22 protein-coding genes and 1 tRNA gene are annotated in these 22602 nt (G+C 75.5%); 9 read left to right on the forward strand and 14 right to left on the reverse strand.

Going from position 1 to position 22602, the window contains the following annotated elements; translation table 11 throughout:
* Positions 1–99 precede the first annotated feature (99 nt).
* The 5 genes from E9565_RS08035 to E9565_RS08055 form a co-directional block, all read right to left on the reverse strand.
* A tRNA-Ser gene (locus tag E9565_RS08035) sits at positions 100–187 on the reverse strand.
* 10 nt (positions 188–197) lie between these two features.
* On the reverse strand, positions 198–638 hold the full coding sequence (locus E9565_RS08040; RefSeq protein WP_255715693.1) for a nucleoside deaminase: 441 nt from the start codon (positions 636–638) through the stop codon (positions 198–200).
* A gap of 106 nt (positions 639–744) precedes the next feature.
* A complete protein-coding gene (locus E9565_RS08045) occupies positions 745–1392 on the reverse strand; it encodes an HAD-IA family hydrolase (RefSeq protein WP_236827171.1) in 648 nt (215 codons plus the stop codon).
* Complete coding sequence (locus E9565_RS08050; RefSeq protein WP_236827170.1) at positions 1389–1892, reverse strand: tRNA adenosine deaminase-associated protein; 504 nt, start codon at positions 1890–1892, stop codon at positions 1389–1391. The genes E9565_RS08045 and E9565_RS08050 overlap by 4 nt, the downstream gene beginning before the upstream one ends.
* Positions 1889–2551 (reverse strand): O-methyltransferase, encoded by a 663-nt coding sequence (locus E9565_RS08055; protein WP_236827169.1) that lies wholly within the window; start codon positions 2549–2551, stop codon positions 1889–1891. The genes E9565_RS08050 and E9565_RS08055 overlap by 4 nt, the downstream gene beginning before the upstream one ends.
* Before the next feature lie 49 nt (positions 2552–2600).
* Here E9565_RS08055 and E9565_RS08060 point away from each other — a divergent pair, with 49 nt between their 5' ends.
* The gene (locus tag E9565_RS08060; RefSeq protein ID WP_236827168.1) at positions 2601–3560 is read left to right on the forward strand and encodes a prephenate dehydrogenase/arogenate dehydrogenase family protein; all 960 of its coding nucleotides are present in this window, start codon (positions 2601–2603) and stop codon (positions 3558–3560) included.
* Positions 3557–3853 (forward strand): DUF2630 family protein, encoded by a 297-nt coding sequence (locus tag E9565_RS08065; protein ID WP_236827167.1) that lies wholly within the window; start codon positions 3557–3559, stop codon positions 3851–3853. Before E9565_RS08060 ends, E9565_RS08065 begins: the two co-directional genes overlap by 4 nt.
* A 77-nt stretch (positions 3854–3930) precedes the next feature.
* On the opposite strand, the gene E9565_RS08070 is transcribed toward E9565_RS08065, so the two are convergent.
* Entirely contained in the window at positions 3931–5151 is a 1221-nt protein-coding gene (locus tag E9565_RS08070) for a CdaR family transcriptional regulator (RefSeq protein WP_236827166.1), read from the reverse strand.
* Positions 5152–5495: 344 nt separating this feature from the next.
* Here E9565_RS08070 and E9565_RS08075 point away from each other — a divergent pair, with 344 nt between their 5' ends.
* The 7 genes from E9565_RS08075 (at position 5496) to E9565_RS08105 (ending at position 13652) form a co-directional block, all read left to right on the forward strand.
* A complete protein-coding gene (locus E9565_RS08075; protein WP_236834514.1) occupies positions 5496–6365 on the forward strand; it encodes an ABC transporter ATP-binding protein in 870 nt (289 codons plus the stop codon).
* The gene (locus tag E9565_RS08080; protein ID WP_236827164.1) at positions 6358–7122 is read left to right on the forward strand and encodes an ABC transporter ATP-binding protein; all 765 of its coding nucleotides are present in this window, start codon (positions 6358–6360) and stop codon (positions 7120–7122) included. The genes E9565_RS08075 and E9565_RS08080 overlap by 8 nt, the downstream gene beginning before the upstream one ends.
* 34 nt (positions 7123–7156) lie before the next feature.
* Positions 7157–8041: a branched-chain amino acid ABC transporter permease gene (locus E9565_RS08085; RefSeq protein ID WP_236827163.1), complete on the forward strand. Its 885-nt coding sequence runs from the start codon at positions 7157–7159 to the stop codon at positions 8039–8041.
* Positions 8042–8043: 2 nt separating this feature from the next.
* A complete protein-coding gene (locus E9565_RS08090) occupies positions 8044–9228 on the forward strand; it encodes a branched-chain amino acid ABC transporter permease (protein ID WP_236834515.1) in 1185 nt (394 codons plus the stop codon).
* 125 nt (positions 9229–9353) lie between these two features.
* Positions 9354–10676 (forward strand): ABC transporter substrate-binding protein, encoded by a 1323-nt coding sequence (locus tag E9565_RS08095; protein WP_236827161.1) that lies wholly within the window; start codon positions 9354–9356, stop codon positions 10674–10676.
* Positions 10677–10906: 230 nt separating this feature from the next.
* Complete coding sequence (locus E9565_RS08100; protein ID WP_236834517.1) at positions 10907–11893, forward strand: UDP-glucuronic acid decarboxylase family protein; 987 nt, start codon at positions 10907–10909, stop codon at positions 11891–11893.
* A gap of 157 nt (positions 11894–12050) precedes the next feature.
* Positions 12051–13652 carry a substrate-binding domain-containing protein gene (locus E9565_RS08105; protein WP_236834519.1) on the forward strand — a complete coding sequence of 534 codons (1602 nt, stop codon included), beginning with the start codon at positions 12051–12053 and terminating at the stop codon, positions 13650–13652.
* A 176-nt stretch (positions 13653–13828) separates the two neighbouring features.
* Here the strand turns inward: E9565_RS08105 and E9565_RS08110 are convergent, their stop codons facing one another.
* From E9565_RS08110 to E9565_RS08145, 8 genes are all read right to left on the reverse strand, one after another.
* Positions 13829–14764: a glycosyltransferase family 9 protein gene (locus tag E9565_RS08110; RefSeq protein WP_236834521.1), complete on the reverse strand. Its 936-nt coding sequence runs from the start codon at positions 14762–14764 to the stop codon at positions 13829–13831.
* Between the two features lie 23 nt (positions 14765–14787).
* Positions 14788–16152 (reverse strand): D-glycero-beta-D-manno-heptose 1-phosphate adenylyltransferase, encoded by a 1365-nt coding sequence (rfaE2, locus tag E9565_RS08115; RefSeq protein ID WP_236834523.1) that lies wholly within the window; start codon positions 16150–16152, stop codon positions 14788–14790.
* Positions 16149–16829, reverse strand: a complete 681-nt coding sequence (locus tag E9565_RS08120) for an SIS domain-containing protein (protein WP_236834525.1) — start codon at positions 16827–16829, stop codon at positions 16149–16151. Before E9565_RS08120 ends, rfaE2 begins: the two co-directional genes overlap by 4 nt.
* Entirely contained in the window at positions 16826–18040 is a 1215-nt protein-coding gene (locus E9565_RS08125; protein ID WP_236834527.1) for a glycosyltransferase, read from the reverse strand. Before E9565_RS08125 ends, E9565_RS08120 begins: the two co-directional genes overlap by 4 nt.
* Entirely contained in the window at positions 18037–19020 is a 984-nt protein-coding gene (locus tag E9565_RS08130; RefSeq protein WP_236834529.1) for a glycosyltransferase, read from the reverse strand. Before E9565_RS08130 ends, E9565_RS08125 begins: the two co-directional genes overlap by 4 nt.
* Positions 19017–20093, reverse strand: coding sequence for a glycosyltransferase family 9 protein (locus E9565_RS08135; RefSeq protein ID WP_236834531.1), 1077 nt, complete (start codon positions 20091–20093; stop codon positions 19017–19019). The genes E9565_RS08130 and E9565_RS08135 overlap by 4 nt, the downstream gene beginning before the upstream one ends.
* The gene (locus E9565_RS08140) at positions 20090–21580 is read right to left on the reverse strand and encodes an HAD-IIIA family hydrolase (RefSeq protein ID WP_236834533.1); all 1491 of its coding nucleotides are present in this window, start codon (positions 21578–21580) and stop codon (positions 20090–20092) included. Before E9565_RS08140 ends, E9565_RS08135 begins: the two co-directional genes overlap by 4 nt.
* A 359-nt stretch (positions 21581–21939) precedes the next feature.
* Positions 21940–22587, reverse strand: coding sequence for a 3-oxoacid CoA-transferase subunit B (locus E9565_RS08145; protein WP_236834560.1), 648 nt, complete (start codon positions 22585–22587; stop codon positions 21940–21942).
* Positions 22588–22602 lie beyond the last annotated feature (15 nt).

Genomic DNA, 22602 nt, shown 5'->3' on the forward strand with positions numbered 1-22602 from the left:
ACCGATCTGCAGCTCGACCCGACCCGGGACTACCAACGCCAAGCCCCAACGTGAACGATGTCGCGGGACACCTGTGAACGGTGTCCCGCGACATCGCACTGGCGGTGGCGGTGGGATTTGAACCCACGGAGGCTTGCACCTCACACGCTTTCGAGGCGTGCTCCTTCGGCCGCTCGGACACGCCACCGCCGAAGAGACTACAGGCCCCGCTGACGGCGGAAGAAGGCGCGTAGCAGCGCGCCGCACTCCTCGGCCCGCACGCCACCGGTGACCTCGGGCCGGTGGTTGAGCCGGCGGTCCCGGACCACGTCCCACAGCGAGCCGGCCGCGCCCGCCTTCGGGTCGTCGGCGCCGTAGACGACGTGCGCCACCCGCGACAGCACGCTGGCTCCGGCGCACATCGTGCACGGCTCCAGGGTGACCACCAGGGTGCAGCCGCCCAGCCGCCAGCCGTCGCCGTGCACCTGCGCCGCCGCCCGCAGCGCGAGCACCTCGGCGTGCGCGGTGGGGTCACCGCGCTTCTCGCGCTCGTTGGCCGCCTCGGCCAGGACCGCGCCGTCCGGCCCCAGGACGACGGCGCCGATCGGCGTGTCGCGCCACTGCTCGGCGGCCGCCGCGAGCTCGAGCGCCCGCCCCATCGCCGACTCGAGGTCGGGGCTCACCGGGTGCCACCCCGGGAGCTCCGCCTCTGAGTGCCACCGCACCCAGAGGCAGAGCACGGCGGGAGCGACCTCCGGACCGCAGTCACGCGGCGCCGTCCAGCCGGAAGCCGACCAGCTCGGAGAGCTCGGCCAGCGCGACCGCGGGGTCCACCACCTTGACCGTGGCGAAGCCCAGCGCACGGGCGGGCTTGAGGTTGATCCCCAGGTCGTCCAGGTAGGCGCAGTCGGCAGCCTCGATGCGGCGACCGACGGCCTCGGACAGCCGGTCCAGTGCCCGCCGGTAGATCTCCGGCTCCGGTTTGCGCACGCCCTCGACGGACGACTCGACGACGGCGTCGAAGAGGTCGAGCACGTCACCCAGCCGGCCGCCGCGCTCCATCGGTGCCACGTTGTTCGACAGCAGCGCCAGCGGCAGCCCGGCCTCGCGCAGCCGCCGCACCGCGGCGACCATCGCCGGGCGCAGCTCGCCCTGCAGCGCGGCCAGCACCCGCGCGGCCTCGATCCGGTGGCCCCGCGCCGCGGCCTCGGCCTCGAAGGCGGCGGAGAACCCGGCGACGTCGAGCTCGTTGCGCTCGTACCGCGCCCAGGCGTTCGTGTCCGGGTCGGTCGAGTTCAGCTGCCGGATCAGCCCCTCGGGCAGGCCGGCCTCCCGCTCGTAGGCGGCGAAGGCGGTCATGGGGCTCTCGGTGAGCACCCCGCCCAGGTCGAACACCACCGCGGAGACGCTCACGAGCGCACCGCCGCGGCCAGCTCCTCGGCGAAGCCCAGGCGGGTCGCGATCCGGCCCACCATCTCGTCGGCCCACAGGTCGTCGGCGGTCACGATCGGTCGCAGCTCCTCGGCGGGCAGCCCGTCGTCGGCGAACAGGTCCAGGTCGCCGCCGGGCCAGCCGGTCTCGTCGTCGTCGAAGGCGCCCTCGGTGTCGACGCCGATGCCGTAGCGCTCGACCACCTCGGCGGCGAGCACCCACTCCAGCATCGTGGCGTCGGAGATCAGCGCGCGCACCATGCCCCCGGGACCGTGCCGCAGCACGACGAAGTACAGCCGCGAGTCGACGACGACGACGAACGGCGGCGGCCAGCCCTCGCGGCCCGGGTCGCCGAGCGCGCGCTCCAGCACCGGCAGCTCGTCACCGGCGTCGGCCGCCAGCAGCTCCACCTGCCAGCGGGAGCCGGCCCGGCTGACCCGCACCGCGTAGCTGGCCGGCCCCTCCCCCGTGCCCGCGCTCATCGCTTGCGCAGCAGGGTCAGGCCGTCGGCGAGCGGCAGCAGCGCCGTCTCCCACCGCGGGTCCGCGGCCAGCGCGGCGTTGAGCTCCACCAGCGCGCGGTCGGACTCGTCGGCCGGGTCCAGCACCCGCCCCGACCACAGCGTGTTGTCCAGCAGCACCACGCCGTTGCGCCGCAGCCGCGGGTGCAGCTCCTCGACGTAGGCGGCGTAACCGGTCTTGTCGGCGTCGACGAACGCCAGGTCGAACGTCTCCTCGACCGGCAGCGAGCGGAGCGTGGGCAGCGCGTCACCGAGCCGCAGCTCGATCCGGTCGGCCACCCCGGCGCGCGCCCAGTAGCGCCGCGCCACCGCCGTCCACCGCTCGTCGTTGTCCAGGCACACCAGCCTGCCGTCGGCCGGCAGCGCGCGGGCGATGCAGAGCGCGGAGAAGCCGGTGAAGGTGCCGATCTCGATCGCCGTCCGGACGCCGAGCGCCGCGGTGAGCAGCCGCATGAGCACGCCCTGCTCCGGGGCGATCTGCAGCGTGGGCGAGGCCTCGCCCCGCTCCGCCATCGCCGCGGTCTCCCGGATCAGGTCGGCCATCACCTCGTCCACGGGGTCGGAGGAGGCGCGGACGTAGTCGGCGAGCTCAGGGGTGAGCAGGAACGACCGGGGCGTCATGGCGCGTGGGGAGGCCGGGGCGGGCAGGTCGGCGTCATAGCCTCTGATCATGGCCGATAGCGCTGGACCCGGGGGCGCCCCCGTCGGCGGGGCGCCGTCGTTCCCGGTCCCGACCATGCCCGCGCCCCCGGTCGGCGTCGTCGGGCTCGGGCAGCTCGGCGGTTCGCTCGCCGCAGCGCTCGCTGCCGCCGGGCGTCCCGTGTCCGGCTGGGACGTCGACCCCGCCGCCCGCGACGCCGCGGCCGCGCGGGGGGTGCGGATCAGCCGCGAGCTCTCCGGCGTCGTCGTGCTGGCCGTGCCGCTGCCGGCGATGGCGACCGCGCTCGACGGGCTGGTGGTCGCCCCCGACGCGACGGTGACCGACCTGGGCTCGGTCAAGGTGCCGGTGCTCGACGCGCTCGGCCCCGCCCTGGGCGGGCGCTTCGTGGGCGGGCACCCGATGTGCGGCACCGAGCGGTCGGGGCACGGCGCCACCGACCCGGGGCTGTTCGCCGGGGCCCGCTGGGCGCTGTGCCTGGAGCCGGGGACCGAGCTGCCGCGGTGGCTGCGGGTCGCCGAGGTGGCGCTCGCCGTCGGTGCGGAGGTCGTGCCGGTCACCGCCGCCGAGCACGACGACGCCGTCGCCGCGATCAGCCACGTCCCGCACCTGCTCGCCGCCGCGCTCGCCGGTGCCGCGGCGCAGGCCGGACCGCTCGCCCTGGCCCTGGCTGCCGGGAGCTTCCGCGACGGCACCCGCGTCATCGGCAGCGACCCCGCCTTCGTCACCGCGATGGTGGAGGGCAACGCCGGCCCCACGGCGGCCGCCCTGGACCGGGTCCGCGCGCAGCTGGCCCGGCCCTGGCCCGAACTGGTCGCCGCCGGTCACGCCGTCGCCACCCGGCCGGCCGGCCGGCGCACCGTCCGCGTGCCGCTGGACCGGGCCGCGCTGCTGGCCCTCGGCCGCGCGGGCGGGGCGGTGCACCGCCGGCTGGCCGCCTTCGTGGAGGGCTGGGTCCCCGGGGAGGGGTGACCACCACCGGGCAGGGCGGACGCGGTTTCGCCGCGGCTTCCCCGGGCACGCACCCGGGCATGGACGAGCAGGACATCTTGCAGCGCATCCACTCCCTGGTGGACGAGGAGCACGCGCTGCGCGAGAGCAGCGAGCACACCGACGAGACGCGGGCCCGCATGAGCAGGCTCGAGGCCGATCTCGACCAGTGCTGGGACCTGCTGCGGCAGCGCCGGGCCAAGCGCCAGTACGACGAGGACCCCGACGAGGCCGAGGTGCGCCCGGAGCAGCAGGTCGAGAACTACCTCCAGTAGTAGAAGGACCCTCCTGCCCCCCACCGCTCGCGCGCTCGCGGCGGGCCCCTGCAGGAGGGCCGCCCACGACGGTCGCGTCAGGCGGAGCGGCGGGTGGGCTGGCCGTGCTCGGTGCCCAGCAGCGCCAGCTGCCAGAGCAGCCGGGACCGCGGGTCGGTCACCTTGCGGCCCGTCACCGACTCGATGCGCCGCAGCCGGTGCATCACGGTGTTGCGGTGGCAGTACAGGGCGTCGGCGGCCCGCGTCGGCGACCCGTCGGTGGCGAGGAAGGCCGCCAGCGTGTCCAGCAGGACCGAGCGCTCCTCCTCGGGCAGCTCGAGCAACCCGCCCAGCGACTGCCCCACCAGCCGGGAGCTGATCTCGGGCGAGTTGCTCAGCAGCGCCTCGGGGAGCCGGTCGTCGATGCTGGCCACCCGGCTCTCCCCCGCCGGCAGCGTGCGCACCGCGGTCTCGGCCAGCCGGTAGGCGGTGCCCACGGCCGGGGCGCCGTCCACGACGTCGGACACCCCGACCGGGCCGTGCGCCGAGCCGCGCAGCAGCGCCAGCAGGTCACCGGGGCGGGTGGCCCCCAGGCCGACGAGCCCCACCTGCGCGTCGCCGCGCACGCCCCACACCGAGCGCACCCCCCGCTTCAGCAGCGACTCCCCGGGAGAGCGCAGCGCCGGGGCGCCGTCGGACCCGGGCAACCCGACGACCGCCATCAGCCGGCCGTCCAGCGGGAGCCCCAGCACCTCGGCGGCGCCCCGCACGAACGCCGGGTCGCCGCCCCGGCCGTCCAGCAGCCCGTCCAGGGCCTGCTGACGTGCCTGCTCGTCGACCCCCTCGAGGCGCCGCTGCTCCAGCCGGTAGCCCTCGGCCAGGGCGGCGCACTCGGCGTCGTTGGTCCGCCAGATGGAGCCGGCGACCTCGAGCAGCAGGGTGTCGTGGTGCGCGGACCCGTCGCGGGACACCGCGAGCAGCGTCTCCCACGTCACCTGCCCGCCGAGCCGGTAGGCGCGCAGCACCGCCTCGAGGGGCAGGCCCTGCGCCGCCCGCCGCGCGCCCACCGCGCGGGCCGAGGCCACGGGCGGGGTGCCACCGCTCGCGGCGGCGGCCACCAGCGAGCGCAGCCCGGCCTCGAGGTTGGACCGGGTGGAATGCCGCAGGTCCTGCTCGGACCCCTCCACCAGCTCGCGGTAGGCGGGTTCGGTGCGGACGAGCACGTCCACCATGCGGTCGGTCATCGCGTCCAGCTGCGCGAGCAGGCGGGGGGCGAGCTCCGCGAGCCTCGTCGCCACCTCCGGGCGGAAGGGCTGCACTCGTCGACCTCCTGGCACACCGCTGACAGCACAACACGACGAGCACGGGACTGTGCTCTGCGCCCATTGTGCGGTCGGGTGCGCGGGGGCACGCGCGGCGGGGCGCAGTCGTGACCCAATCGAGGCCGGGCACGCGCCCTCCGGGGAGCCCGCCCGGGCCCGGGATGCGGCCTGCATATCGACCTGGCAACAGGTCGACGCACAGCACAACACGCTCTTGTCATCCCTGTGCGGTGCGCCCATTGTGACCGGTGACACGGTCGGGCAGTCTCAGCCGGACGTACTCGCGACCTGACCGTCACCACCCGTCCCCCGGGTTGGTGCCGCACCGATGCAGAGGAGCAGTGGGCCCCTTGGCGCAGCCGACCGGCAGCCAGCGAACACCGGAAACGACGCCCACCGCCCGGCTCGAGATGACCGGGATCAACGTCGCCTTCGGCGGCGTGCTGGCCCTCACCGACGTCTCCGTGACCGTCGAACCGGGCCAGGTGCACGGCCTCATCGGCCCCAACGGGGCCGGCAAGACCACCTTGTTCAACGTCGCCTGCGGCCTGGTGCGCCCCACCTCGGGGCGCATCGTCTGGCGCGGTGAGGAGATGCGGCGGCTCAAGCCGAGCAAGCTCACCTCGCTGGGCATCGCCCGCACCCTCCAGGGCGTCGGTCTCTTCCCCGGCATGACCGTGCTCGAGAACGTCATGGTCGGGGCGCACCGCCACGCCCGCGCCGGCTTCGGCTCGGCCCTGCTGGCCCTGCCGACGTCGGACAAGGACGAGCGGCTGCTGCGCGAGCGGGCCATGCGCGCGCTGACCGAGCTCAACGCCGGGCACTACGCCGGCCGGTACCCCGGCTCGCTGCCCTACCCGGTGCAGAAGCGGGTGGCGCTGGCCCGCGCCCTGGTCGCCGAGCCCGAGCTGCTGCTCCTCGACGAGCCCGCCAGCGGTCTGTCCGAGGACGAGATGCACGAGCTCGGCGAGCTGATCCGCTCGGTGGTCGGCCGGATGAGCGTGCTCCTCGTCGAGCACCACATGGACCTCGTCATGCGGGTCTGCGACCGGATCACCGTGCTCGACTCCGGCAAGCAGATCGCCGCCGGCACCCCGGCCGAGGTGCAGGCCGACCCCGCCGTCACCGAGGCCTACCTCGGCGACGCGGTCGACGCCGAGGCCGACGCCGCCGAGCTCACCCACGCCGACGGAGGACGCCCCCATGCCTGACGCCCACGGCAGCACCGCGCTGTCGGCAACCGGTGGCACCGGCACCGCCACCCGCCTGCTCGAGGTGGAGGGGCTCACCTCCGCATACGGGCCGGTCCGCGCCCTCGACGGCGTCTCCCTGGCGGCCGAGACCGGCCGGATCACCGCCGTCCTCGGCGCCAACGGGGCCGGCAAGACCACCCTGCTGCGCACGATCAGCGGCCTCGTCCGGCCGGTGTCGGGCCGGGTCGTGCTCGACGGCGAGGACATCACCAAGGCCCCCGTCGAGTCGATGGTGGCCAAGGGCATGGCGCACGTGCCCGAGGGCCGCGGCGTCATCGCCGAGCTGACCGTCGACGAGAACCTGCGCGTCGGGTCGCTGTTCCGCGGCAAGGTCGACCGCAGCGAGTTCGACCGCGTCTACGACCTGTTCCCGCGCATCGCCGAGCGGCGGAACAACGCGGCGCACACGCTCTCGGGCGGTGAGCGGCAGATGCTGGTCATCGGCCGCGCACTCCTGGCCAAGCCGCGCATCCTGCTGCTCGACGAGCCCTCGCTGGGCCTGGCCCCGCGGATCGTCGCCCAGATCTTCGGGCTGCTCCGCCAGCTGGTCGACTCCGAGGGCCTGTCGGTGCTGCTCGTCGAGCAGAACGCCCGCAGCGCCCTGTCGGTCGCCGACGTCGGCGTCGTCCTCAACCTCGGCAAGGTGGTCGTCACCGACTCCGCCAGCACGCTGATGGCCGACGAGGACCTCCGGCACGCCTACCTCGGTTTCTGACCCTCCCCGCACAGCCAGGAAGGCATCCTCCTCCGTGGACTACTTCGTCAACGTGACCCTCACCGGGTTGACCCAGGGCATGATCTACTCGGCCTTCGCCCTGGCCCTGGTGCTCATCTGGCGGTCGACCCGCATCGTCAACTTCGCGCAGGGCTCGATGGCCGCGGCCACGACGTTCATCGCCCTCGCCCTGATCCAGGCCGGCCAGTCCTACTGGGTCGCCCTGGTCGTCGCCCTCGCCTCCGGGTTCATCCTGGGCGCGATCGTCGAGCGGGTGATCATCCGCCCGGTCGAGGGCGGCCCCGAGCTCAACGCCGTCATCGTGACCCTCGGGCTCTTCGTCGCCATCCAGGCGTCGATCGCGATCATCTTCGGCTCGTCGTTCCAGTCCTTCCCGACGCCGTTCGGCGTGCGCGGCCTCGAGGTCGGCGACACGACCATCCCGCTGACCCCGACGAGCCTCTACATCATCGGCTCGGTGCTGCTGGTCATGGGCCTGCTGGTGGCGCTCTTCCGCTTCACCCGGGTCGGCCTGGCCATGCGCGCCTCGGCGTTCAGCCAGGAGGTCGCCCGGCTCCTCGGCGTGAAGGTGGGCGGCATGCTCACCCTCGGCTGGGGTCTGGCCGCCGTCGTCGGCTCGCTCTCCGGGCTGCTGATCGCCGGCGGGTCGTTCGTGTGGCCGGCCTACATGGACGCGCTGATCGTGTTCGGCTTCGTCGCCGCGATCATCGGCGGCCTGGACTCGCCGGTCGGCGCGATCGTCGGCGGGCTGATCCTCGGCCTGGCGCTCAGCTACGTGAGCGGCTACGCCCCGCGCGGCAGCGCGCTGGTCAACATCTCCGCCCTGGTCATCCTGATCGTCGTCCTGCTGGTGCGACCGGGTGGCCTGTTCAGCAGCGCGACGGCTCGGAGGGCATGACGATGAGCGACCTGCAGAGCCCCGCTTCCACCGGTACGGCCGGCAAGGCGAGCAGCGACGCGCCGGTCAAGGCGACCGCCGGCGGCGACGCCCCCTCGGCGCAGGCCAAGAGCGGCCGTTCGTTCCTGCCGCAGTCCACGCTGCTGCGCCACCTGCTGGTGCTGGCCGCCTGCGCCGTGCTGGCGGTGGTGGTCCTGGAGATCACCAGCCCGTTCCAGAACTCGCAGCTGGCGACGCTGACCTACTACGCCATCGCCGCCGGTGGCCTGACCGTGCTCACCGGCATGAACGGCCAGATCTCGCTGGGGCACGGCGCGCTCATGGCGGCCGGTGCCTACACGACGGCGCTGTTCCTCGACGCCGAGGAGCCGCTCCCCCTGCCGGTCATCCTGCTGGCGGCGATCGTGGTCGCCACCGCGATCGGCGCGCTGGTCGGCGTGGCCGCGGCCCGGCTGCACGGCCCCTACCTCGCCGGCGCGACGCTGGCGCTGGCCGTCGGCCTCCCCGGCCTGGCGATCTACTTCCACGACACCTTCGGCGGCGAGCAGGGCATGCGGGTGCGCGCCCCGCAGGCGCCGGAGTGGTTCGGCAGCTTCATCGACGCCGTCTCGGGCAACTCCGCGTCGAGCACGAAGTGGCTGGCCTACGTCGGCGCGATCTGCCTGCTCATCACCTACTTCTTCCTGGCCAACCTCGTGCGCAGCCGCATCGGGCGCACGTGGCGGGCGGTCCGCGACCAGGAGGTGGCCGCCGAGCTGGCCGGCATCAACCTCGGCGCGTGGCGGGTGCTGGCGTTCGTCGTCAGCGCGGCCGCGGCCGGCCTCGCCGGCGGCGTGCTGGCCATCGTCGTCCGTCTCGCGGCACCCAGCGGCTTCACCATCGTGCTGTCGCTCTCGCTGCTCACCGCGATCGTCATCGGCGGCCTGGGCAGCCTGCTGGGCGCCCTGCTCGGCTCGGCACTGCTGGTGTTCCTGCCGCCGTTCGTCACCAACCTCGGCGGCGACTTCGGGCTCAGCCAGACCGAGGCCGCCCAGCTGGCGCCGTTCGTCTACGGCGTCGTGCTGATCGTGGTGATGATCTTCGTCCCGGCGGGCTTCGTGGGCACCATCCGCCTCCGCTGGATGACCCGCAAGGCCAAGCGGGCCATGGCCCAGGCCGGCGCCGACGGCGCGAGCAGCAGGGGGTGAGGGCGACCCCCTCCATCCGCCGCACGCGACACCTGCACCCGCACCTCCACCCCACCCCGACTCCCGGGCACCGATGCCCGGGCCGCACCAGAGGAGCACTGTTGTCCAGATCCTCCCGACGTCTCATGACCACGATCGCCGCGGCGACCGTCCTGTCCACCGTCGCCGCGTGCGGCGGCAGCGACGACAGCGGCGGCGCCTCCGGCGGGGGCGGGGGCGAGAACGAGGCCTCCGACATCGGCGTCACCGAGACCTCGATCAAGCTCGGCGGCCACTACCCGCTGACCGGTGTGGCCGCCCCCGGCTACAGCGAGATCCCGACGGGCCTCGACGCCTACTTCACCTGCCTGAACCAGGAAGGCGGCGTCTACGACCGGGAGATCGAGTGGATCTTCCGCGACGACGCCTACAACCCCACCCAGACCAGCCAGGTCACCAACGAGCTCGTCCTGGAGGACGAGATCTTCGCGATGGTGAGCGGCCTGGGCACGCCCACGCACAGCGCGGTGGTCGACTTCCTCAACGACGAGGGCGTCCCCGACCTGTTCGTCTCCTCCGGCTCGCTCCTCTGGGGTGACAACCCCGAGGAGTACCCGATGTCGTTCGGCTGGCAGACCGACTACATGAGCGAGGGCAAGATCATCGGCGAGTACATCGCCGAGAACTTCCCGGACGCGCAGGTCGGCCTCTTCCTCCAGGACGACGACTTCGGCGAGGACGGCGAGGCCGGCATCCGCCAGTACATCGACGACCAGATCGTCGCGGCCGAGCGGTACACCCCGGGCAACACCAACGTCGGCCCGCAGATCGCGGCGCTGCAGGCGGCCGGGGCCGACTTCGTCGTCGGCTTCAACGTGCCCAGCTACACGGCGCTGTCGCAGCTGACCGCGCTGCAGCTCGGCTACGACCCGCAGTGGTTCTACTCCAACGTGGGTTCGGACCCGACGCTGGTCGGCGGCCTGCTCAACCGCTTCAGCGAGGGCCAGGTGTCCGACGCCGCGCTGCTCGACGGCGCGCTCACCACCGGCTACCTGCCGACGGTGGACATGACCGACAACCCGTGGATCCAGGAGTTCCAGCGGATCTGGGACGAGTGCGGCGGCGAGGGTGAGCTGACCAACTACCGCGTCTACGGCATGGCGCAGGCCTACACCGTGACGCAGGCGCTGCAGGCGGCCGGCCAGAACCCGACCCGCGAGGGCCTGGTCGAGGCCATCGAGCAGGTCGGCAGCGAGTGGGAGGGCCCGGTCTTCGCGCCCTTCCGCTACTCCGAGGACAGCCACATGGGCACGAGCGGCATGACCATCGAGCGCATCGTGGGCAACGGCTCCGAGGAGGTCCAGCCCGTCCGGGTGACCGACATCGGTGACGCGCCGATCGAGGAGTTCGACGGCGAGCCGGCCACCCCGCCGGCGAACGCCATCCCCGACGAGGAAGCCGTCAACTGAGGAGGGGCCACCCTTCTCCCTGACGGGTGGCCGTCGCAGCACCTGATCCGGCGGGCCGCCGGCCTCCTCCGGGAGGCCGGCGGCCCGTCCTCGTTCGAGAGGTGGGCCCCCGCCGGGGCGGGGACGACACTTCGCTCTCGAAGTGTGTGCGGAGTTGATCTACGGGTAGGACGCCCGCCAGGTGCGTCCGCAGGAGTGCGCACCAGGCGGCGCGCAGGAGGGCAACGGGCATGGTCGACGGACCGGTAGGCCAGGAACGCACCATCCGGCGGGCGGTGGTCACCGGAGGGGCGGGCTTCCTCGGCTCCCACCTCTGCGAGCAGCTGCTGGAACGCGGTGTCGAGGTCGTCTGCCTGGACAACTTCCTCACCGGTGCCCCCGAGAACGTCTCGCACCTGATGGAGCACCCGGGCTTCCGGCTGGTCCGCTGCGACGTCACCGACTACGTGCACGTCCCCGGACCGGTGGACCTGGTGCTGCACTTCGCCTCGCCGGCCAGCCCGATCGACTACCTGAAGATGCCGATCGAGACGCTCAAGGTCGGCAGCCTGGGCACCCTGCACACGCTGGGCCTGGCCCACGACAAGGGCGCCCGGTACGTGCTGGCCTCCACCTCCGAGGTCTACGGCGACCCGCTCCAGCACCCGCAGACCGAGGAGTACTGGGGCAACGTCAACCCGGTCGGCCCGCGCGGCGTCTACGACGAGGCCAAGCGGTTCAGCGAGGCGATGACCACCGCCTACCGGACGTCGAAGGGCACCGACACCGGCATCGTCCGGATCTTCAACACCTACGGGCCCCGGATGCGTGCCGACGACGGCCGCGCGATCCCCGCGTTCGTCAACCAGGCGCTGGAAGGCCGGCCGCTGACCGTCGCCGGGACGGGCTCCCAGACCCGCTCGATCTGCTACGTCGACGACACCGTCGCGGGCATCCTGGCGCTGGCCTTCTCCGACCACCCGGGCCCGGTCAACATCGGCAACCCCGACGAGCTGTCGATGCTGGCGCTGGCGCGCTGGATCGTGGAGCTCACCGGGTCGGACTCCCCCATCGAGCACATCCCCCTGCCCGTCGACGACCCCAAGGTGCGCCGCCCCGACACCACCCGCGCCGAGCGGCTGCTGGGCTGGCGCCCGCAGGTGACCTCCGAGGAGGGGCTGCGCCGCACCGTCGCGTGGTTCGCCTCCCAGCGGACGGCCGTGACCACCACCGCCTGACCGTCCGTCACGAATCGTGCGACCAGGGTCACCCCTTGGCGATGCGGGACACATCTAATCTGGAGCGGCGAGCTCTGGGGGAGCCGCACCCACCCCGAGTCGACCTCAGAGAGCGAGCATGGGCCGTCACGCAGATCCCGCAGCCACGCGCCGTTCGGTGCCCTTCGTGCTCGTCGCCGCCGGCCTGGCGATCGCCCTGGCCCTCGGCGGCCTGGTCTGGTGGGTGGCCGGCAGCGGCGGGTGCGACGAGGAGATCACGGTGGACGTCACCGTGGCCCCCGAACTCGGCACGCTGACCGAGGAGCTGCTGAGCTCGGTCGAGTCCCCCGACGACGCCCTGTGCGTCAGCGCCGAGGTGACCGCCCAGCAGCCGCTCCAGACCGCGGGTGACCTGGGTGCGCTCGGCGAGGACGTGCTGCCGGACGTGTGGGTGCCCGACTCGTCGCTGTGGCCGGCCCGGGTCGCCGGCGGTGCCGAGCTGGAGCAGGTCGGCTCGATGGCGGTCTCCCCCGTCGTCCTGGCCACCAGCGAGTCCGTCGTCGACGACCTCGGGTGGGCCGACGGCGGGCCCGGCTGGGCCGAGGCGCTGGGCACCGAGCGGCCGCTGGCCGTGCCGGACCTCGCCGCGAGCGCGGAGGCGCTCTCCGCGCTGGCCGCGGTGCGCAGCGCCCTCGGCGCGGACGAGGACGCCGACAACGCCGTGGTGGCCGCCGTGCTCGCCGCCGCCCGGAGCACCGAGCTCTCCGCGAGCGAGGCCCTGACGGCCGGCAGCGAGGGCGGGGGCGACGCCCCGCTGGTGCCGGTGAGCGAGCAGGAGGTCTACGCCATCCACCAGGAGGCCGAGGACTCCGCGCTCCTCGCGGTCTACCCCGCCGAGGGCTCCCCGGTGCTGGACTACCCGGTGCTGCGCGTCGGCGTGCCCACGGACGCCGAGGCGCGCGCCGTCGAGGTCGTGACCGACCGCCTGCTGTCGCAGGACGCGCAGGACGCCGTCCGCGACGCCGGCTTCCGCGGGCCCGAGGGCGATGCCCCGCCCGGCGCCGGCGGGGACACCGGGATCGCCGAGGCGGCGCCGGAGGTGCTGGCCCTCGACGCCGCGCAGGTGCAGGGGCTGCTGACCCGGCTCTCCAGCCTGGCCGCCCCGTCGCGCGTCCTGACGGTGTTCGACGTCTCCACGTCGATGGAGGCCCCGGTCAACGGCGGCACGCGGGCCACCCTCGCCCGGGACGCCGCCAAGAGCACCCTCACCCTCGTCCCCGGCGACTACGCCCTGGGCCTCTGGGCGTTCGCCTACGAGCTGGAGGGCGACCAGGACTGGACGGAGCTGGTGCCCACCCGCGAGCTGGACGCCTCCGTCGACGGGCAGACCCAGCGCGAGGTGCTCGACGAGCAGCTGGACACCATCCCCGGCCGGCTGTCCCCCGGCGGGACCGGGCTGTACGACACCACGCTGGCCGCCGTGCGCGCCGCGCGGGAGGACTACTACGACCCGACGGCGGTGAACAGCGTCCTCGTCGTCACGGACGGGACCAACGAGGACGACGCCGAGGGGACGAGCCTCGACGCCCTGCTGAGCACCCTCGCCGCCGAGGCCGACCCGGACCGGCCGGTCAAGGTGATCGGCGTGGCCCTGGGGCCGGACGCCGACCTCAGCGCGCTCGAGCAGATCGCGGAGGCCACCGGCGGTGCCGCGTACTCGGCCGTCGAGGAGGAGGACCTGCAGCTGGTCCTCTTCGACGCCCTCCGCCAGCGCGGCTGAGCCCTGCGCTCGGCCGCGGCCGAGCACGTCCGGCTGCGGCCGGGCCTCCCGCCGCGGCCGGGACCGGGCAGCGGTGTCCTCCCTCACCGCACCGCGTCCTCCCGCACCGCCCACCGCGAGGCAGGACGCGCCATGATCAGGGGACCCGGAGTCGGGTGGTGGTCGCACCGCCTCCATCAGGGGTGGTGCGGCAGCGCGTCCAGGGCGACCAGCACCTCGTCCACGGTGATGCGGGCCAGCGCGGGGTCGAGGTCGGTGCCCCACGGGTCCCCGGTGCCGTCGCCGTGCCAGAGCACCACGTGCTGCGGGCGCGGCGGCGGCCCCCACAGCGCCGGCGACACCGGGCCGAAGAGCACCACCGACGGCCGCCGGTAGGCGGTCGCCAGGTGCGCCACGCCGGTGTCGCCGCACACGACCAGCCGTGCGGCGGCCACCACCGCGGCCAGCTCCAGCGACGTCGTCCGGCCGGCGATGACGGCCGAGCCCGGGAGCCCGGCCGCCGCGGCCACCGAGCGGGCGAGCTCCACCTCCGCGGGGCCGCCGGTGATCCGCACGTCGTGGCCGCGTCCCGTGAGGTGCCGGGCGACGGCGGCGAAGCGTTCCGCGGGCCAGCGCCGGCCGGGGAACGCCGCCCCGGGGTGCACGACGGTGGCGCCGCGGACCGGCGGGGGCACGGCCGGCGCCGCGACGTCCAGCGCGTCGGGGTCGGCCTCCACGCCCAGCCCCTCGGAGACCAGCCGGCACCAGCGCCGGACCTCGTGCTCGTCGGGGTACCAGGTGGGCCCGGGGTAGCCGGGGCTGGCGAAGGTGAGCAGCCGCCGCGGGTGCAGGTCGGCGACGACGACGTGCGAGGCCGGGCCCTTGCCGTGCAGGTCGACGGCGAGCTCGGGTGGTGGCCCCGGCCAGTCCAGCGGCTCCAGCTCGCGGGCGGGCAGCACCTCGTCGACGGCGTCGATCAGGCCGGCGAGCGGCTGCAGCGCCGTCGTCGTCGCCAGCACCAGCCGGTGACCGGGCACGGCGGCCCGCACCGCGCGGATCGCGGGCACCCCGGTCAGCAGGTCCCCCAGCCCCAGCGGCCGGAGGACGACCGCAGCCGGCCTGTCCACGCTCACCGGCCGTAGGCGCGCGGTGGGCGTCATACGCGGGAGCGCTCGACCAGGGCCGTGGTCGAGTGGCCGTCGAGGTAGGGCAGGACGACGGCCTGGCCGCCCCAGCTGCGCAGCACCTCGGCCTCGGGCAGGACCGCGCCGGCGTAGTCGCCGCCCTTGGCCCAGACGTCGGGGCGCAGCCGGTCGAGCACCTGCGTGGGGGTGTCCTCGTCGAAGACCACCACGGCGTCGACGAACTCCAGCGCCTCGAGCACCCGGGCGCGGTCGGCCGCGGTGACCAGCGGCCGGGTCGGACCCTTGAGCCGGCGCACGGAGTCGTCGGAGTTGATGCACACGACGAGGCAGTCGCCCAGCCCGCGGGCGGCGCGGAGGGTGGCGACGTGCCCGGGGTGCAGCAGGTCGAAGCAGCCCCCGGTGGCGACGACGGTGCCCCCGGCCGCGCGCACCCGCGCGATGACGCCGTCCGCCCCGGGCTCGGGAGCCGCCCCCTCGACCCGCTCGTCGGCGTCCCACGCGGCCGCCCCGCCGCGGGCGACGAACGCGGAGGCGAACGCCACCGCGGCGGCCACCGCCTCGCCGGTCACCGCGCCGTCGGCGAGGGCCAGCGCCGCGGCCGCCGCGAACGAGTCACCGGCGCCGCAGGGGTCGCCCCCGGTCACCGCCGCCGCGGGCACGACCATCGGTGCCCCGGTGCCGTAGGAGAGCAGCGCGCCGCGGGCACCCATCGTCACCGCGACCGCGCCGACGCCCCAGTGCCGGATGAGCGCCTCCGCGCGGGCGCCGGCAGCGGCGAGGCCCTCGCCGTCGACGGCCGGGACCACCCGGGCCGCCTCGGCGCCGTTGGGCGTGACCAGCCGCGCGCTGGGCACCGGATCGGCACCGCGCGGGTGCGGGTCCCAGACCACGGGACCGCGGGCCTCGGCCAGCGCCGCGCGCACGGCGGCGTCGGCCGTCGTGCCCCGGCCGTAGTCGGCGACGAGGACGGCGGCGGCGTCGCGGATCGCCTCCGCGGCCGCGGCCGGGAGCTCGCCGAGCACGGCGACGGGCGCGCCGCTGTCCAGCCGGGCGACGGAGTGGTCGCCCACGCGCACCCGCTGCTTCACGGCGGTGCCGCCCGTGGCCGGGATCTCGACCAGCCGGACCCGCCCGGCGAGCAGGGCCCGCAGCCGGTCGGCGTCCTCGTCGGCGTCCATCGGTGTCACGAGCACCACCTCGCGCGAGCCCGCCGCGGCGGCGATGACCGCCGCCAGCGCTGCGCCCCCGGGGCGCTCCCGCCGCTCGACGTCCTCCACCACCGGCACCGGGGCGTCGGGGGTCAGCCGCGACGCGGTGCCGACCAGGTCGACGTCGAGCAGCGCGTCGCCCACGACGACCAGCGGCCGGCCGCTCACTTCGCCGCCTCGAACGTCGGCCCCGTGGGCACCCGGGGCGGTTCGGCCAGCACGGCCGCGTCGAAGGCGGCGCAGACCAGGTGCAGAGCGGCCAGGTGGCACTCCTGCACCGTGGCGGTCCACGGGGAGTCGATGCAGACCGCGTCGTCGGCCGCGGCGGCCAGCGGGTTGGGCGCCGGGCCGGTGATCGCGAGCGTGGTGATGCCGCACTCGCGGGCGCGCCGGGCCGCGGCGACCGCGTTGGGTGAGCGGCCCGACGTCGACAGCAGGACCAGCACGTCGCCGGCGCGGCCGTGCGCCTCCACCTGCCGGGCGAACAGCTCGTCGGCCGGGTAGTCGTTGGCGATCGCGGTCAGCGAGGAGGTCTCCGCGGTGAGGCAGATGGCGGAGAAGGGCGGGCGGTCGGCGCGGTAGCGGCCCACCAGCTCGGCGGTGAGGTGCTGGGCCTGGGCGGCGCTGCCGCCGTTGCCCGCGGCCAGCAGCCGGCCGCGGGACGGCCCGCAGAGGACGTCGGCCAGCAGCCGGCCCCAGCGGTCCAGCACCGGCAGCTGCTCCTCCAGCGAGCGCAGCGCGTTGCGCAGCGAGGCGACGTGGTCGGCCCCGGTCAGGTGCGTGCAGGTGTCCGGCGCCGGGACCTCGACGACGTTCTCGAAGAAGGAGTGCGGGCTGACGCTCATCGGGCGACCTCCACGGGGCTGCGCCGGGTGAGCACCTGGCGGTAGACGGTTTCGGTGTCGGCGACGACGCGCGCCCAGCGGTAGCGGGTGCGGGCCCGCTTCACGCCCGCGGCGCCGTAGGCGGCGCGCCGCTCGTCGTCGGCGAGCAGCGCGGCGAGCACCGCGCCGAGGCGCTCGGGGTCGCGCGGGGGCACCAGGTCGCCGGTGACCCCGTCGACGACGGTGTCCTGCAGCCCGCCGACGGCCGTGGCCACGACCGGCCGGGCGCAGGCCATGGCCTCCAGCGGGGTGATGCCGAAGGGCTCGTACCAGGGGACGGCGAGGACGACGTCGGCCGAGCGGATCCACGCCGGGACGTCGGCGCGGGCCACGGCGCCGGTGAACACCAGCCGGTCGGCGACCCCGGCCTCGCCGGCGAGGCCGCGCAGCCGCCGCACCTCGGGGTCGGCGTCGAGCTCCCCCGCCGGGGGGCCGCCGACGACGACGAGCTCGGCGTCGGGCACCGCGCACAGCGCCCGGACCGCGTCGTCCTGCCCCTTGCGCTCGACCAGCCGGCCCAGGACCAGGAGCCGCTTCCGGTCGCCCCGCGCCGCGACCGGGCCGCGGGGCGTGAACACCGAGGTGTCGACGCCGCAGGGCACGATCGAGACGCGGTCGCTGGTCAACCCCAGGCGGCGCAGCTCGAACACCTCGTCGGAGCAGGTGGCCACCACGTGCGCCACGTCGCGGCACAGCCCGCGTTCCAGGTCGATCCGCTCGGCGGGCGAGGTGTCGGCGTCGCCCTGGTGCCGGCGCTTGACCGAGCCGAGGGCGTGGAAGGTCTGCAGCACCGGCACCGGCGCGAGCAGGCTGGCCGAGGCCTCGACCGACGCCAGGCCGCTCATCCAGAAGTGCGCGTGCACGACGTCGGGGGGCTGCGCCGCCCAGCCGTGCCGCAGCACCCGCGCGAAGGCCGGCATGTGCTGGAGCAGCTCGTCCTTGGGCAGCGGCTCGGCCGGCCCGGCGGTGACGTGGACGACGTTGTACCCGTCCTGCACGACGACCCGCTCGGGCAGCGACGGGTCGTCCCGGCGGGTGTGCACGGTCACCTCGTGACCGCGCTTCGCCAGCCCGGCCGCCAGCGCCGCGACGTGCACGTTCTGCCCGCCGGCGTCGACGCCGCCGATCGCGGCGAGCGGGCTGGCGTGCTCGCTGACCAGATCGATCCTCACCGGGTCACCTCCTCGAGGAGCGCGTCCCAGTCGTGCAGGAAGCGCGCCAGGCCGTAGCGCTCCAGTGCGGCCGCGCGGGCGGCCTTGCCGGCCAGCCGGGCGGCGTCCGGGTCGTCGAGGAACCGGCGCACCCCCTGCCAGAGACGATCCGGGCGCGTGGAGATGACGCCGGCGTCGGCGGGCACCGCCTCGACCACCTCGGTGGTGGCCAGCGCGACCACGGGCATGCCCAGGTGCATGGCCTCCAGCAGGGAGAGCCCGAGCGACGTCCAGCGCACCGGGTGCACGTACACCCGGCGACGGGCGAGCTCGGCGTGCATGGCGTGCTGGGGCGGGTCGTCGAACAGGGTCACCCGCGCCGGGTCCAGCCCGTGCTGCTCGTGCAGGCCGGCGAGCCCCATGCCGAAGACGTCGACGGGTGCGACCGCGGCCAGCCCGGGCAGCAGGTCGGCGCCGACGGTGCGCCCGCGGCGGACCGGCTCGTTGGTGACGACGGCGGCGTGGCCCAGCTCGCCGGTCCACCGCTCCCCCGGGTCGACGATGCCGTGCTCGATCACCGTCGTCGGCGCCCGGCCGTTGTCGTAGAACAGCTCGTTGAAGTGGGTGACGTGCGCGATCGGGATGTCGTCGCGGTCGGCCAGCGGGTGCCGGGTGTGCGGGACCGGACCGTCCCCCGGCTCCAGACCGGGCGCGTTGTGCTCCAGGAACACCGCGGGCAGGTCGCGGCCCGGTTCGCGCCCCAGCCACTCGCGGCACAGCTCGAGGTCGCGCCGGCGCTGCAGCACCACGACGTCGGGCTGCTCCTCGTCCCGCAGCCGGGCGGGGGTGACCTCCCGTGCCGACGCCGGCCAGTCCCAGGTGCGGGCCCGGCCGAGCCCGTCGCCGTCGCGTCCCGGCGTCACCGGGAGCAGGTACTCGTGGCGGCCCTGGACGAACGCCGTCGTCCAGGAGCCGTGCACGTGCCAGATCAGGATCTTCACGCTCTCACCCAGGTGCTCGTCGCCACCTCGCGGGCTGCGCGAGGGGTGCGCTCGGCGGCCGGCTGCTGGACCGCGAGCAGTTTCTCCACCGCGGCGACCACGTCGGAGGCGGTCACCTCGGTGAGGCAGGGGTGGCCGGGCACGGGGCACTCGCGGGCCCGGGTGCCGGCGCAGGGGGCCGACTGGTCGCCCAGCAGCACGGTGGGCACGCCGTAGGGCGCCCAGCGGGCGGCGGGGACCACCGGCGAGAACAGCGAGACGACGGGCGTGCCGACGGCGGCCGCCAGGTGCGCGGGGCCGGTGTTGCCGACGACGACCGCCGCGGCCCCGTCGAGCAGCGCGGCCATCTCGGCCAGCGAGGTGGCCCCGCCGAGGTCCACGCCGCGGTGCCCTGCGACGGCGGCGGTGAGCTCCCGCTCCCCCGGCCCGCCGGTGACCAGCACCCGGTGGCCGGCGTCGGCGAGCGCCTCGACCGCCTCGGCGCAGCGGTGCGCCGGCCAGGCGCGGGCCGGCACCGAGGCGCCGGGGTGGACGACGACGTAGCCGGGTGGGTGCGCGACCGGGGGCAGGGGTCGTCGCACCGCCAGCCGGCCGTCGTCGCCGGCCGGCAGCTCGAACCCGGCGGCCCGGGCGAGCGAGAGCGCCCGCTCGGGCTCGGGCAGGTCGTCCTCGACGCGGTGGCGGACGTCGAGCAGCGTGCCGGGGTAGTCCACGCTGATCGCCGAGATGCGGGGCACGCCCGCCGCGCGCAGCACCAGCGCCAGGGGCAGGGGCGACTGGTGGAACGACGTCGAGATGACCGCCTCGCCGGGCGCGAGCGCCCGCACGCGCTCGGTGAGCGCGGCGAGGTCTTCGGCGGCGACGGGCGGGGGGTCGCCCAGGATCCAGGGGCAGGCCCAGGTCCAGACCTCGTCGACGCCGGGGAGCAGGCCGGCCGCCGCGGCGCCGGCCGGACCGGCGAGCAGCACGACACGGTCGGCGCCGTGGGCGACGGCCCGCACGAGGGGGCCCTGGAGGAGGACGTCGCCGGCGTTGTCCAGCCGGGCGACCAGGACGGTCCGCCGGGCGCTCACCACAGCCCGGCCAGGACGTCGTCGACCGCCTCGGGCAGGGTCGCGGCCCGCTGCGGTGCCGCCGCCACCTCCTCGCGGCGGGTGACCGGGGTGGGCACCAGGATGCTGCGGGCACCGGCGGCGGCCGCCGCCTCGACGTCGGCGCCGATGTCGCCGATGACGACGCAGCGGGCCGGGTCGACGCCGAGCTCCGCGCACGCGGCCAGCACCATGCCGGGCGCGGGTTTGCGGCAGTCGCAGCCGTCGTCCGGGCCGTGCAGGCACACCTGCACCGTCTCGAAGGGGCCGAGCAGCTCGTCGAGCCGCTTCATGCAGGCGTCCACCTGGTCGGTGGTGATGAGCCCGCGGGCGACGCCGGACTGGTTGCTGACCACGCCGACCCGCACCCCGCGGGCGCGCAGCCGGTCGAGGGCCTGCTGGGCCCCGTCGACCGGCCGCACCCACTCGGGGTCGCCGTTGTAGGGGAAGTCGTGCACCAGCGTGCCGTCGCGGTCGAAGAGCACCAGGTCGGGCAGGCCGCGCCACCGCCGCACGCCCACGTGCTGGACCACCCCGCGCAGCCAGTGCCAGGTGGCCAGCGGCGGGATGAGCGCGCTGGTGGCCAGCATCGTCGTCACCTCGGCGCGGTCGCGCGGGCCGGGGGCGATCCGGCGCCAGGCGAACTCCGCGGTACCTGCGGCCCAGGCGGCCGCCGCGGCGAGCGCGGCCCGGGGGCGGCGGGCCGCGGCCAGGCCCACGGCGGCCAGGGCGGCGGCGGTGACCGCCGTGTGCTGGGGGCGGCGGCCGAGCGCGGCGTCGGCCCGGTCGCGCCAGTCCGGCCCGTGCAGCCGGCGCATGAGCACGTCGTCGGCGTTGCCCGCCTGCACCCGGACGCTGACCCAGCGGTCGGCGGGCCGGACCGGGTGGGTGATCCACCGCTCGCCGCGCACCAGCCGGGAGCCGGTGTCCATGACCCGCAGGGCGAGGTCGGAGTCCTCGCGGAAGGCCCGCGGGAAGCGCTCGTCGAAGCCGCCGACCGCGGCGAGCGCGCTGCGGCGGTAGGCCAGGTCGGCGGTGATCCAGCTGGAGGTGGCCAGGCCGGCCGTACCGCGCTCCCAGTCGGTGGGCCGGCGGCCCTCGGGCAGCGGCACGCGGACCCGGCCCTGGCTGCCGCCGACGTCCTCGGGCAGGTCCGCCAGGTCGGCGGCCAGCCGCTCGTACCAGTCGGGATCGGGGACGACGTCGTCGTCGAGGAAGGCGATCCACCCGGTGCGGGCGGTGCGCCACCCCAGGTTGCGGGCCCGGGCGGGACCGCCTCCCCCGGTGCGCACCACCCGGACCGGCGGCAGCCCGGGGCGGTCGGGTTCCAGCGGCGCCCCGGTGGGGCGGTCGTCGACCACGATCAGCTCGGCCGGGCGCGGGCCCGGGGCAGCGGCGAGCGCGTCGAGCAAGACGTCGAGGGAGGGACGTCCGATCGTCGGCACGACGACGGTGCACTGCGCGAGCATGATCGCGTCCTGCCCGTTCTCGTACGGGCGAAACACTACGGGCTTGAAGTGTTCCCGGCGGGCAGGCGAACGGGGGATGCCGGGCGCTGCACCGGCCCGGCGCGGGACGGGCTCGCGGCCCGGCCCGTCCGGGCGTGGACGTGGACCGGCGCTCCTGACGCCGTGGCCCTCTGCCCACGCAGGCGGGGCGGAGCGCTACTGCCCCCGGAACGGCTGGAGGGCGGGCACCAGCGGCCACCGGCCGGCGGGAGCGCGCCGCCCGGCGGGAACACCGGCCTGCGGGAGCGCCGGCTGCGGCCGGCACCCGTCCGTGGGCGGGCGCGGACCGCGGCACGCACCGTCCGGCCCGCGCGGACGGGTCACCGGACCGGCGGCGCCAGGACGGTCACCTCGTCCGCGTAGGCCAGCGGCGCGGCGGTGCGCCGCTCGAGCTCCTCCCGGGTGAGCCCCTCGACCATCTCCCGCACGAGGAACCCGGCCGGGGTCACGTCGATGACCGCGAGCTCGGTGTAGATGCGGTCGACCACCTGCGCGGCGGTCAGCGGGTAGGTGCACTCCGGCAGCAGCTTGGGCCGGCCGTCGGGCGTGGTGTGCATCATCAGCACCAGCACCCGCTTGGCGCCGACCGCGAGGTCCATCGCGCCGCCGACCGCCGGGGGCAGGTGCGCGTCGTCGGTGGCCCAGTTCGCCAGATCGCCCTGCGCGGAGACCTGGAAGGCGCCGAGCACGGTGACGTCGATGTGGCCGCCGCGCATCATCATGAACGAGTCGGTGTGGTGGAAGTAGGAGCCACCGGGCACCAGCGTCACCGGCGCCTTGCCGGCGTTGATCAGCTCCCAGTCCTCCTCGCCGGCGGCCGGGGCCGGTCCCATGCCGAGGATGCCGTTCTCGCTGTGGAAGACGATCTCCTTGCCGGCGGAGACGACGTCCCCGACGAGCGTGGGCATGCCGATGCCGAGGTTCACGTAGGAGCCGTCGGGGATGTCCTGGGCCACCCGGGCGGCCATGCCGGTGTGCGACAG

This window comes from Blastococcus sp. KM273129 (genome assembly GCF_021698995.1).
GTDB lineage: Bacteria > Actinomycetota > Actinomycetes > Mycobacteriales > Geodermatophilaceae > Blastococcus.

What these genes read in the sequence shown, in the direction of transcription:
- E9565_RS08060 (WP_236827168.1), top strand. Translation starts at nt 2,601, where the DNA reads ATGGCCGATAGCGCTGGACCCGGGGGCGCCCCCGTCGGCGGGGCGCCG.
- E9565_RS08095 (WP_236827161.1), top strand. Translation starts at nt 9,354, where the DNA reads ATGACCACGATCGCCGCGGCGACCGTCCTGTCCACCGTCGCCGCGTGC.
- E9565_RS08090 (WP_236834515.1), top strand. Translation starts at nt 8,044, where the DNA reads ATGAGCGACCTGCAGAGCCCCGCTTCCACCGGTACGGCCGGCAAGGCG.
- E9565_RS08145 (WP_236834560.1), bottom strand. Translation starts at nt 22,587, where the DNA reads ATGGCCGCCCGGGTGGCCCAGGACATCCCCGACGGCTCCTACGTGAAC.
- E9565_RS08040 (WP_255715693.1), bottom strand. Translation starts at nt 638, where the DNA reads ATGGGGCGGGCGCTCGAGCTCGCGGCGGCCGCCGAGCAGTGGCGCGAC.
- E9565_RS08100 (WP_236834517.1), top strand. Translation starts at nt 10,907, where the DNA reads ATGGTCGACGGACCGGTAGGCCAGGAACGCACCATCCGGCGGGCGGTG.
- E9565_RS08080 (WP_236827164.1), top strand. Translation starts at nt 6,358, where the DNA reads ATGCCTGACGCCCACGGCAGCACCGCGCTGTCGGCAACCGGTGGCACC.
- E9565_RS08055 (WP_236827169.1), bottom strand. Translation starts at nt 2,551, where the DNA reads ATGACGCCCCGGTCGTTCCTGCTCACCCCTGAGCTCGCCGACTACGTC.
- E9565_RS08050 (WP_236827170.1), bottom strand. Translation starts at nt 1,892, where the DNA reads ATGAGCGCGGGCACGGGGGAGGGGCCGGCCAGCTACGCGGTGCGGGTC.
- E9565_RS08120 (WP_236834525.1), bottom strand. Translation starts at nt 16,829, where the DNA reads ATGAGCGTCAGCCCGCACTCCTTCTTCGAGAACGTCGTCGAGGTCCCG.
- E9565_RS08140 (WP_236834533.1), bottom strand. Translation starts at nt 21,580, where the DNA reads ATGCTCGCGCAGTGCACCGTCGTCGTGCCGACGATCGGACGTCCCTCC.